Raw genomic sequence first — 11,704 nt, 5'->3', positions numbered from 1 at the left:
GCCTACTCGACCGGCGGTGGGACTACATCGTGTCGAGGATCGCGAGCAGGTGCTCGAAGGTCGTGTTGGGGTTGACGATCGCGAAGCGGGTGTTCGTGCGGCCCGCGTGCGAACTCGGTGTCACGAAGGCGCGCTGCTCATCGAGCAGGCGCGCCGACCACGTGTCGTAGTCGGACTTCGACCAGCCGTCGCGCTCGAACACCACGACCGAGAGCTGGGGCGATCGCACGAGCGTGAGCCCGTCGCGCGACTCGATCTCCTCGGCGATGCGCGTCGCGAGCGCGATCGAACTCGAGATCGCCTCGCGGTACGCAGCGCCGCCGTAAGTCGCGAGCGAGAACCAGAGCGGCAGCCCGCGCGCTCGACGCGTGAGATGCGCGGCGTAGTCCGACGGACTCCAGTCGCCGCCCTCGGTGAGGGTGTCGAGGTACTCGGCGTGCTGCGTGTGCGCCCGCCGCCCTCTCTCGGGGTCGCGATAGATGAGCGCGCACGCGTCGAACGGCGCGAACAGCCACTTGTGCGGGTCGACGATCACCGAGTCGGCGTGCTCGACGCCCGCGAAGCGCTGCCGGGCGAGCGGGGAGAGCATGGCGGCGAGCCCATACGCGCCGTCGACGTGGAACCAGAAGTCGAACTCGCGCTTCAGTTCCGCGATCGAGGCGAGGTCGTCGACGATGCCGAAGTTGGTCGACCCGGCGGTGGCGACGACGGCGAAGACGGATGCCCCGTGCTCCTCGAGTGCCGCCCGAACGTCGGCGCCCCGCAGCATCCCATCGTCGGCAGGCCGCACCGGCACGACCTCGACGTCCATGACGCGAGCGGCCGAGGCGATCGAGGAGTGCGCCTCGGCGCTGCACACGATCTTCCAGCGACCACCGGGCGCGGCAGGCACCGCGGCATCCGACCCGTCGACGGCGAGCCGGTGGCGCGCGTGCTCGCGTGCGGCGACGAGCGCAGAGAGGTTGCCGAGCGTGCCGCCCTGCACGAACACGCCACCGGCGCCGGCTGGCAGCCCGAACTCGCGCCCGAGCCACGACAGCACTTCGTTCTCGGCGTAGACGACACCGGCGCCCTCGAGCCATGAACCGCCGTAGAGGGCGCTCGCCGAGACCACGAGGTCGAACGCCGTCGCCGCCTTCGTCGGCGCGGTCGGAATGAAGGAGAGGTACTGCGGGTGGTCGGTCGTGATGCACGCCGGCGCGAGCACGTGCTCGAAGAGTGCGAGGGCCCTGGCCGCACCGATGCCCTGCTCGTCGATCGTGCGGCCGGCGAGCCGCCGCAGCTCGGCCTCGGTCTCGGGCTTGTCGAGCGGGGTGTCGTCGCTGAGGATGCGCCGGCGCGAGTATGCAAGCACGAGGTCGACGAGGTGCGAGGTCTCGTCGGAGGTCGAGTGCATGCGCGTGGCCGGGTCGCGCGGCTCGTCTGCGTTGAGGTTGAAGTTGACGTCGGCCCCACGGGCGGGTTCGTTGCGCTGCATCCGGATGTCCCTTTCGGCTCGACCGCGCCGGAAGCCGGCGGGCCACGGGAGAGTTTCACATACGACGGCTGAACTGCGAAAATGCGTCAGAAATCCTGCGTCGCGCGCCGCTTTCATGTGCGAGGCGACGCGCGAACGCAGGGATGCCTACTGGTGACGCAACGCCGCCTGCAGTTGCTCCTCGGGGTCGACGAGGTGATTGTGGTCGTCGCCCCCGAGCGCGACCTCGGCCCACTCGAGCGTGCCGCTGAACGGGCCGCCCCAGACCTTGTAGCCCTCGTACGCTGGCATGCCCGTGTCGCACCCGGTGTCGAGGCCCTCGTCGAACGAGAAGTAGAGCGCGTGGGTGTACTCGACGCGGCCCGTGCCTGCCGCCTTGCCGTCGATGAAGAGCGACACGTCGCCGCCCTTGCCGATGCCGCCGCCGTCGTAGGCGAACTCGACCCGCAGCTGATGAGAGCCGGTGCCGATCGGGGCATCCGACAGGGTCGTCGATCGCTGCAGGCCGCAGTAGTTGTAGTGGAAGCCGAGCTTGCCGTCTTCGGTGAAGAACGACCAGCCGCCGGTGCGACCGCCCTGCGCGACGATCACGCCCTCGAGCGAACCGTCGTCGGGCGCGACCACTTCGGAGGTGACCGAGAACGAGCGGTTCTTCACATTGATCGCGACGTTCTCGCCGAGACGCACCATGCCGGGGTAGAGGCGCAGGCGGCCGCCCTTCACGAGGGTCGGGCGACCGGCGATCTCAGGGTTCATGCGCTCGGCTGCTCGATCGTCCATCGGGAACACGTTGTGACGCGCCGCTTCGATCAGGAAGAGTCGCTGCAGCTCGGCGAGCTTCTCGGGCTGCTCCGCGGCGAGGTTCTTCGCCTGCGTCCAGTCGGTCGTCGTGTCGTAGAGCTCCCACACCTCGAGCGAGAAGTCGGGTGCCTTCGAGACGACGTCCCACGGGGTGCGATGCTTCGTGACGGCGGTCCAGCCGCGGTGGTAGATGCCGCGGTTGCCCATGAGTTCGAAGTACTGCGTCGTGTGGCGTTCGTCGGCGGATGCGTCGTCGAAGCTGTAGGCCATCGAAACGCCGTGCATGGGCTCCTGCGTGACACCGTTCACGGTGTGCGGCTCAGCGAGCCCGGCGACGTCGAGCACGGTCGGCGCGAGGTCGATGACGTGGTGCCACTGCTCGCGCACCTCGCCCTTCGCGGCGATGCGGTTCGGCCAGTGCACGATCGTGCCGTTGCGAGTGCCGCCGTAGTGCGAGGCCACCTGCTTGGTCCACTGATAGGGGGTGCACATCGCGTGCGCCCACGCGACCGAGTAGTGGTTGTACGCCTCGGGTCCGCCGACCTTGTCGAGGTGCTCCTTCCAGAAGTCGACGGTCTCGAACTGGCCGCCGCCGTTGGAGGCGGTCGTCAGCATGTAGGCGCCGTTGATGCCGCCCTCGGCCGAGGCCCCGTTGTCGCCGATGATGTAGTAGATGAGCGTGTCTTCGAGGATGTCGAGCTCTTCGAGCGCTTCGATGAGGCGGCCGGTGTGGTGGTCGGCGTACTCGAGGAAGGCCGCGTAGACCTCCATCTGGCGGGCGAGCACCGGCTTCTGCTCGTCGGGCACGTCGTCCCACGCGGGCAGGCCATCGGGGCGTGCGGTCAGCTCGGAGTCGGCGGCGATGACGCCGAGCTCCTTCTGGCGGGCGAAGGTCTGCTCGCGCTGGGCGTCCCAGCCGTGGTCGAACTTGCCCTCGTACTTGGCGATCCAGTCCTTCGGCACGTGATGTGGGGCGTGCGTCGCCCCGGGCGCGAAGTACACGAAGAACGGCTTGTCGGGCGTCAGGCTCTGCTGCTGGCGTACGTAGTCGATCGCCTTGTCGGCGAGGTCGGGCATCAGGTGGTAGTCGGGGTCGTGCGGCGGTTCGATGATGGTGGTGCCGTCGATGAGCGCGGGCGTGTACTGGTTGGTCTCGCCGCCGATGAAGCCGTAGAAGCGTTCGAAGCCGCTCTGCGCCGGCCAGTGGTCGAACGGGCCGGTGGGGCCCGTCTCCCACACCGGCACCTCGTGACACTTGCCGAACTGTGCGGTGTTGTAGCCGCTCTGGCGGAGGATCTCGGGCAGCGGCACGGCCGTGTTCGGCCGCGTCGAACGGTAGCCCGGCGACGGCGTCGCCGTCTCGGTGATGTGCCCCATGCCGACGGCGTGGTGGTTGCGGCCCGAGAGCAGGGCGGCACGTGTCGGCGAGCAGAGCGCTGTCGTGTGGAATCGTGAGTAACGCAGGCCCTCGCCGGCGAGACGCTCAGCCGTCGGCGTGTGGATCGGCCCGCCGAACGCGCTCGAGGCACCGAACCCGACGTCATCGAGCAGGATCACGAGCACGTTCGGCGCTTGGGCCGGCGGCCGCGCGAGCTCGATGGGCGGGAACTTCTCGTCGAGTTCCTTCGCGTCGTACGGGACCGGACCCTGGTAGGCGCGGTCGGGTACGGGAAGCACGGTTCCCGGTCGGACGTCGTTCATGGATGATCCCCCTCAACCGAGCGACGACGCGTCGCTCCTCTCGATCATCGCAGTGGGCACTCGTGGGGCGTAGCGGCTCGAGGACCGCGGGCAGCCTCGAGTACCGGCCTGCGCCGAAGCTATGCCGCGAAAGCGCCGGGGGTCGTACCGAGGATTCGTCGGAAGTGCCGCGTGAGATGGGCCTGATCGTGAAAGCCGGCGTGCACCGCGGCTACGGCGGGTCGATGCCCTTCGAGCAGGAGCCGCCGGGCTCGGTCGACCCGACGGCCGGTCACGTACCGGTGCGGGGCGATGCCGTAGGTCTGGGAGAAGACGCGCACGAGGTGACTCGGATGCGCGCCGAGCAGCCGGGCGGCCTCGGCGATCGTGAACGTCTCGAAGAGGCGTTCATCGAGCAGTTCACGCAGGCGTCGCGCCAGTGGTGCATCTCGAACGGGCTGCATCGGGGAGCCGAGGTGGGCGAGCACCTGCTCCCGGAACACCAGCACCCAGTGCTCGGCGGCCATGACGTCTGCGGGGGAGTGGAGCGCCGCGTGGATGCGTCGAACGGCGGCGATCGAGTCGGGAGAGGCGAGCGTGGGGCGTGTCGCCGCGGCATCCGGTGCACTCGCAGGCAGCCACTCGGAATCGAGGTACGCCACGCGTTTGCGGAACCCCTCGCCGTCGATCGCCGAGCGCCCGTCGTGCGGCACGCCCGGAGGCAGGAGCGTGATCGATGCCGGCGTCGCGTGGTGTGCTGCACGGTCGAGGTCGTAGGCGACGGCGCCGTCGTCGATCAGGAGCACGGTCCAGTCGTCGTGCGTGTGCGCGGGATAGGCGTGGTGGTCGAACATCGCGTGCAGCACCTCCCGCACCGACGGCACCTCGGGGTGCCAGGCGTGCACCGAGTCGACCATGCAAGAAACGTACAAGACCCCGCTGTGCGCCACGCGGAGACTGGGAGCGTGCCAACCATTGCAGATACCTCACCTCTTGTGGATGCCTCACCTGAACTCGCCGCCCCGCCCCGCTTCGACACGAAGGTCGTCGTCGTGCTGCGCGACGACCTGGCACCGTGGCAGGAGCTGAACGTGACCGCGTTCCTGATGAGCGGAATCGCAACCAGCGGCCAGGATCTCACTGGGGAGCCGTATCGCGATCGCGACGGAACCGAGTACCTGCCGATGCTGCGGCAGCTCGTGTTCGTGATGACGGCGACGGCCGAACTGCTCCTGGCGGCCCGGTCGAAGGCCGCCGCTCGCGGAGTGTCGCTCGCGGTGTACACCCGGGAGCTCTTCTCGACCGGGCACGACGACGCCAACCGGGCTGCCGTCGCCGCGGTCGCCGCCGATGACCTCGATCTCGTCGGTATCGGCCTGCGCGGGCCGCGCAACGTCGTCGATCGCATCGTCAAGGGTGCTCGACTGCACGACTAGAAACCCATCACGAACCCGCTGCGTTCTGTGCGCGATCGTGCACTTCCGTTTCTGTGCGCGATCGGGCACACTTGGTGTTGTGCGCGAACGCGCACCAAGGAGGCCGCGATGCGAATCAGATCTGTACGTGAACTCGGTGGTGCTGTGCGAACCCGTCGTGAGGCGTTGGATTGGTCGCAACAAGCCCTCGCCGAGCGCGCTGGCGTCACCCGCGAGTGGGTGGTTCGTTTCGAAGGCGGCAAGCCGAGCGTTCGGTTGGATCGCGTCTTCGACGTGCTCGGCGTGCTCGAGCTTTCGGTCGACCTTCAAGAGAACGAACGATGAGCATGCGATCGTTGAACGTCTTCCTCGACGGCACGTACATCGGTGAACTGCAACAGACCACGGCAGGGGCCGTCACCTTCACCTATGACGAGTCGTACCGGGCTCGCCTCGACGCGACACCGCTGTCGATGTCGATGCCGGTTTCGCGCGCGACGCACCCGTCGCGCGCAGTACTTCCATTCCTCCAGGGACTGCTCCCCGACAGCCCGGGACGGCTCGATGAGCTGGCGCGCGAATTCCACACCTCGGCAGCAAATCCGTTCGGGCTACTGACGTACGTCGGCCGCGACGTCGCCGGTGCCGTGCAGATCCTTCCAGACGGCAGCGAGTCGACCGATGCATCCGGTCATCGAACGGCAATCGACCCACTCTCTGAAGACGAAGTCGCCGAGGTCATCGCCGACCTCGTCGCCCACGCCGACACATGGGGCTCTCGCGACACGACCGGGCGCTGGAGTCTGCCCGGTGCCCAACCGAAGACGGCACTCTTTCGATCTGCCGATGGAAGCTGGGGTGTGCCGGCCGATGCGACGCCGACGACCCATATCCTCAAGCCCGCGGTCGCACCGTTCATCGAACACGATGTGAACGAGTACGTCACGATGAGGGCGGCGGCGCAACTCGGTCTCGACGTCGCCGACGCCGAGCTCTACACGACAACCCGCGGCGATCGGGTCTTCGTGTCTGCACGCTATGACCGTGCGGTCGAGCGCGGCATCTGGGTCCGTCACCACCAAGAAGACTTCTGCCAGGCGCTCTCGGTGAGTCCGGCTCGCAAGTACCAAGCCGACGGTGGCCCGGGCTTCGTGCAGATGGCACAGCTCATCGACACCTTTCCCGACCTCGAGCAGCGACGTAACAGCCAGCGCCAGCTCTTCGACGCGATGGTGTTCAACGTCTCCGCTGCCAACACCGACGGGCATGCCAAGAACTACTCCATCCTGCTGCGGGCGGAGACCGCGACGCTCGCCCCGCTCTACGACCTCGGAACGCACCTCGCCTATCCGTCGTCTCGCCCGCTGGCTTCGGCAATGAAGGTCGGTGACGAATATCGTCTCGACGCGATCGGCATTCGCAATTTCGTGGGCATCGCACGCAAGCTCCGCATTCCGGCGGACGAGGCCGAGACGCGCGCCCGAGACATTCGCGCAGGACTCGCGGAGGCATACGCGACGGCGGCGTCGACGATCGGGTCCCCGAGCGAGCGCGCTGTCGGCGAGCGCATCGCCTCAGCCGTCGCTCGGCACACGGAAACCCGCGGGTGGATCAACTGAAGACGCGGGCGCATCGGCATCCGGCGTGAATAGACTTCGCCAATGGTGAGCGCATGGAATGAGCAGGCGGCCCGCTATCTGCTCGCCTCGACGATCTGTCCGCGGTGCGACGAAGAGATGCGAGACAGCCCGATCTGCCCGTCGTGCAAGGCCGACCTCCGCGGTGCCGAAGGGGCGCAGCTGTGGGCTGCTTCCCAACGCGCCGCCGATGCGGTGCTCGAGCGGCAGCGACTCATCGCGGCGTTGCCGACCGTCTCGCCGGCCACGGCTGCGGCGGTGCGGGCGGCTGCCAGGGCGGCCCGGTCGACGGTCGGCCTGCAACGATCTGCGCCGGTCGCCGGGCACGCAGGGGCCGCGGCATCCGATGCGCCGAACGCTTCCGGCGCGCCGGGCGTGACCGACGACCGTGAGCCCGCACTTCTGCGAACGGATGCCGCGGCGCCGGCCTCGACCTCGCAGCTGAGCGTGCAATCCGTGCTCGCCGTGGCCGGGGCCGGCCTCTTCGCGGTCGCCGCGATCGTCTTCACCTTCCTGAACCCCGACGTCGGATTCGCGATGCGCACCACGGTCATCGCCGTCGTGACCGCGCTGTTCCTCGCGGGAGCCTGGATGCTCCGCCGGCGGGGCGTGCAGTTCTCGGCCGAGGCGATCGGCGCGCTCGGCATGGTCTTCCTCGCTCTCGACGTGTGGGCGTTCTCAGAGCTCGCACCCGCCGCGATCAGCCCGTGGGCGTTCGCCGGGCTCGGCACCTTCATCGCTGCGACCGCGATGCTCGCGGTCGCGTGGCGCGCGCGCATCCGCAGTTGGTGGTGGACCGCACTCCTCGGTCTCGCGGTCGTTCCGGCCTTCCTCGGCTACGCCGTCGGCGGGTGGGGCACGGCTTGGGGGCACGTCGGCGTGGTCGCGGTGGCGCTGGGGTCGCAGTGGCTCGTGCAGCTCGCGGCACCCCGCTTCGTCAGCGCACTGCACGCCGACCGGGTGACCCTCACCGTCGTGCAACTGCTCGCGACCGTGATGGTGCTCGTGCAGTTCGTGCTCCTCCCCGCCGCGTCCCCGCAGTCGGGCGTCATCGGTCGCGTGGCGCTGCTCGCGGCGCTCGCGGTGCTCGCCGCCGTCGCGACACGGAACGGCATGCCGCGATTCTGGAGCTTCGCAGCGGGTGCACTCGGCACGGCCGCGCTCGTCATGCTGCCGCTCGCCCCGCAGAACCTGCAGCCGGTGTGGTTGACGACGCTCATGCCGCTCACGGGTGCACTCGCCGTCGCGGCATCCGGACTCGTCTGGCTCGTGATCCGCGGCGGCACGGTGCGAGCTCGCGCCCTGCAGGCCGGCACGTTGACCATCGGGCTCGGTGCCGCGCTGCCCGCCGGATCGGTGGCGCTGACCACGTTCGGGTCGGTCGCACTGGCGTTCGTCGGCACCGGCCTCGCGCCGCTCCGAGGAGCGAACAGCGAGCGCGGTGAGGCGGTCGTCGCCGACTTCGGGCTGCCAGCCGACGCCGTGCTCGCCGGCGTGCTCGGACTCCTCGTCGCCGCGCTCGGGGTCGCCGCGCTCGCCGCTGCGGCACGACGATCCGAGCCGCCGGAGTACCGCGCTGGATTCCCCGTCGGCATGCTCGTGCTCTCCCTGTGGATCGGTGCGGTCGGTACCGCGGCCTTCGTCGGATGGCCGGCATTCCCGCCGCTCGCGGGCGCCGGCGTCGGCATCGCGATCGCAGTGCTCGCGACCGCCGCAGTGCTTCTGCCCGTGTCGAGGTTCACCGGTGCGCGCCCGAGCGTGCGCGCCCCGTTCATCGCACTCGCCCACGTCGCCCTGATCGGCGCGGCGTTCATCAGCTGGATCGAGCCGGCCATCACCGTTCCGGTCGGCATCGTCATCGTGGCGGCGAGTCTCGTGATCGCCCGCCCGCTCGCACCCGGCGTGCGCGTGCTGCACGTGGCTGCAGCGTACGCGTACGCGCTCGTGATCTTCGCGACGGGCCTCGACCGCCTCGGTGTCATGACGATCGCCGTGCTCTGCCTCACGACGACGGCCGCCGCGCTCTGCGCCCTCGCCGCGACGCTCGTGCGCCGCGTCGACGCCCGCTCCTGGTACGCGATCCTCATCGTGACCGCTGTGCCCTTCCTCATCGGGGTCGCCACGGTGCTGCGGGAGCCGAACGGCTGGACGGCACTCTCGACGGGCGTGACGTTCCTGCTCGCGCTCTCGCTCGTGCTCACCCGGCGGCCCGGCCTCAACCGGTTCGTGCGCTCGGCCGCCGCGGCGATCCTCGTGCCCTCGCTCGCGGTGGTCGCAGTGTGCCTCGGCTCGGAGTTCCTCGAGGTGAGCGGCTCCCCGGTGGTGCTGCCGGTCATCGCGGCGATCGTCGCAGTCGTGCTGCCTGCGACGAAGACCATCGAGACGGCACTCGTGAGCCGTGGCCGAGACGCCGTCGCCGCGGCATCCGTGCGACTGTGGATCGAGATCTCCTCACTCGTCACCGCGGCGATCGCGGTGCTGCTCGCGCTCGTGCGCGACGCCGCCGGGCTCGGTACGGCGATGGCCGTGCTCGTCGTGCTCGGCCTCGGCTTCGCGGCGACGCGCATCGTCGCCGGTCGGCCCTATGGCTGGTGGCTCGCGTCGGCGAGCTGGACCGGCGCTCTCTGGTGCGTGTGGGCGATGCTCGGAGTCGAGCTGGTCGAGCCGTACACGCTGCCGCCGGCCCTCGCCGCCGTGATCGTGGGGGCGGTCCTCGTCGCTCGCGGGCGTGCAGGGGCGGCCCTGTTCACGAGCGGCCTCGCCTGCGCACTCGTGCCGTCGCTCGTGCTGCTCGGCGCGTGGGGTTCGGCCGACGGGGCGTTCGCGTGGCGCACGGCGGCGCTGCTCGCGGCATCCGTCGTGCTGCTCGTGGCGGGCTGGTTGCTGACTCGACCGGCCGGTGCGGCGAGTGCACGGATGCTTCGGGCCCCCGTGCTCGCGGGCGCGCTGCTTGCGGCGGCGGCCGCTCCGATCCAGGCGGTGCGGTGGGGTCTCGAACGCGACGTGCTGCCGCTCGCCGCCCCCGACCTCGTGATGCTGCCGGTGCTCGGGCTGACCCTCGCAGGTGTGGTGCTCGCGGTCGCGACGGTCTGGGTGCTGCACGACGGCGCAATGAATGCGGCGGCCTCGGCGACCATCGCGACTGCGACCGCGCCTGCGCCGGTGGGTACGAGACTCGACCTCTGGCTGCTCGGCACGAGGTGGCTTTTCGCGCCGGCCCTGGTCTTCCTCGTCGCGGGGCCGATCACGGCGATCCGGCGCGAGTGGTTCGCGATCTGGACGCTCTGGGTGCTCATGGCGCTTCTGTTGGCCCTCGCGCTCATCACGGTCGCGCTTGCGAGACGAGCGCGCCCGGTGCTGCCGCCGTTCTGGTTCACGTACGCGCTCGCGTGGGTCACCGGCGTCACGGGGTGGAGCGAACGTGATCTGCGCGTCGAGGTGTTCTCGCTGCCGCTCGGGCTCGCGGTGCTCGCGGCGGGCATCATCGCGATGCGGTCGGCGGCGGCGGGAGCGGCGGGGGCCGCGGCGGGGGCGGCGGCCGGGGTGGCCGCGGGGGCGGCGGCGCCGGTGTATCCGTCGCTCAATTCATGGCCGATCGGATTCCGCGGCAGCTGGCGCCTCCTCGCACCGGGCATCGTGCTCACCTTCTTGCCGTCGGTGCTCGCAACCGGCACCGACCCGCAGCTGTACCGGCCGATCCTCGTGATCGCGCTCGCGCTCGTCGCGATCCTCGTCGGCTCGTCGCGCAAGCTCGCGGCGCCGTTCCTGCTCGGGCTCGCGGTGCTGCCGATCGAGAACATCGTGGTGTTCTCGGCGCAGGTCGACCGTGCGGTCGGGGCGATGCCGTGGTGGATCACGCTCGCGACGGCCGGTGCGGTGCTGCTCGCGATCGCGGTCGGATCGGAGCGTCGAACCAACCAGGGCGGTGGCGTCGCTGCGCGGCTACGCGAACTCGAATAGGCCCGTGATCGGGGCCCGGCATTCCGACATTGCTCGGCACGTGCTGCCGCGACCCTTTGCGGCGTGACGGCGATTTGAAAGCGTCGCGTTGCGGCAAAGGGTCGCGGGAAAGGTCGCGACAAAGGGTCGCGGCAGAAGGTCGCGGCTCGGGCTGCGTTGTGACGGCACCAGTGCGTGACGACTGGCGAGGAACTGCGAGGCGGGTATTCTCGCGCCGGTCAGCCCGGAATCGTCGCGGTGCCCGCCGTTGTCGGTAGCGTCAGCACATGCTCTTCGTCGCTGCGGCCCTGATGACGGTGCTCGGCATCGCCCACTCGATCCTCGGCGAGGTGTACATCGTCGGCCCGCTGTACCGGCAGGCCGAGCTTCCGCAGCTTCGCGGTGTCGGGTTCCCGCTCGGCACGATCCGTTTCGCCTGGCACGTGACGTCGATGCTCGCACTCGGCATCGCCGTCGTGCTCCTGCTGTTCGCGATCGGCACGACGGCGTCCACCGTCGTCGCCGCGATCGGCTGGACCCTGCTCGCGTGCAGCCTGCTGCCGCTGGTCTACAGCCGCGGGCGGCATCCGTCGTGGATCGTCTTCATCGCCGCAGGGGCGCTCTGCCTGCTGTGGGCGGCGGGGCTCTTCACGTAGCTCAGCCGGCGCCTCGAGGCGGTGCCGATTGCCTCGAGGCCGACTGGCATCCCCGACGAGCTCGCGACCCGGCGGAGTTGTCACACACCAGTTCTCCGC

The 11,704-nt window shown here is 69.8% G+C and carries 8 protein-coding genes; 5 read left to right on the top strand and 3 right to left on the bottom strand.

Translation table 11 applies throughout. The annotated features are described in order from the left end of the window. Positions 1-22 precede the first annotated feature (22 nt). From AC1C2U_RS09705 to AC1C2U_RS09695, 3 genes are all read right to left on the bottom strand, one after another. The gene (locus tag AC1C2U_RS09705) at positions 23-1,396 is read right to left on the bottom strand and encodes a pyridoxal phosphate-dependent decarboxylase family protein (RefSeq protein ID WP_495361975.1); all 1,374 of its coding nucleotides are present in this window, start codon (positions 1,394-1,396) and stop codon (positions 23-25) included. A 228-nt stretch (positions 1,397-1,624) separates the two neighbouring features. Beyond that, complete coding sequence (locus AC1C2U_RS09700) at positions 1,625-3,979, bottom strand: arylsulfatase (RefSeq protein ID WP_495361541.1); 2,355 nt, start codon at positions 3,977-3,979, stop codon at positions 1,625-1,627. 119 nt (positions 3,980-4,098) lie between these two features. After that, on the bottom strand, positions 4,099-4,875 hold the full coding sequence (locus AC1C2U_RS09695; protein ID WP_495361540.1) for a helix-turn-helix transcriptional regulator: 777 nt from the start codon (positions 4,873-4,875) through the stop codon (positions 4,099-4,101). Positions 4,876-4,932: 57 nt separating this feature from the next. On the opposite strand from AC1C2U_RS09695, the gene AC1C2U_RS09690 reads away from it, so the two are divergent. The 5 genes from AC1C2U_RS09690 (at position 4,933) to AC1C2U_RS09670 (ending at position 11,605) form a co-directional block, all read left to right on the top strand. Continuing rightward, complete coding sequence (locus tag AC1C2U_RS09690; protein ID WP_495361974.1) at positions 4,933-5,394, top strand: DUF2000 family protein; 462 nt, start codon at positions 4,933-4,935, stop codon at positions 5,392-5,394. Positions 5,395-5,502: 108 nt separating this feature from the next. Beyond that, on the top strand, positions 5,503-5,718 hold the full coding sequence (locus AC1C2U_RS09685; RefSeq protein ID WP_495351966.1) for a helix-turn-helix domain-containing protein: 216 nt from the start codon (positions 5,503-5,505) through the stop codon (positions 5,716-5,718). After that, a complete protein-coding gene (locus tag AC1C2U_RS09680) occupies positions 5,715-6,992 on the top strand; it encodes a type II toxin-antitoxin system HipA family toxin (protein ID WP_495361539.1) in 1,278 nt (425 codons plus the stop codon). Before AC1C2U_RS09685 ends, AC1C2U_RS09680 begins: the two co-directional genes overlap by 4 nt. Positions 6,993-7,034: 42 nt before the next feature. After that, on the top strand, positions 7,035-10,970 hold the full coding sequence (locus AC1C2U_RS09675) for an SCO7613 C-terminal domain-containing membrane protein (protein ID WP_495361538.1): 3,936 nt from the start codon (positions 7,035-7,037) through the stop codon (positions 10,968-10,970). Positions 10,971-11,236: 266 nt separating this feature from the next. Further along, positions 11,237-11,605 (top strand): hypothetical protein, encoded by a 369-nt coding sequence (locus tag AC1C2U_RS09670; protein WP_495361537.1) that lies wholly within the window; start codon positions 11,237-11,239, stop codon positions 11,603-11,605. Positions 11,606-11,704: the final 99 nt, after the last annotated feature.

The organism is Agromyces sp. Y575, from assembly GCF_059445445.1.
Note: the sequence above shows the minus strand (reverse complement) of the source record. Positions and strands in the feature narration are given on the sequence as shown.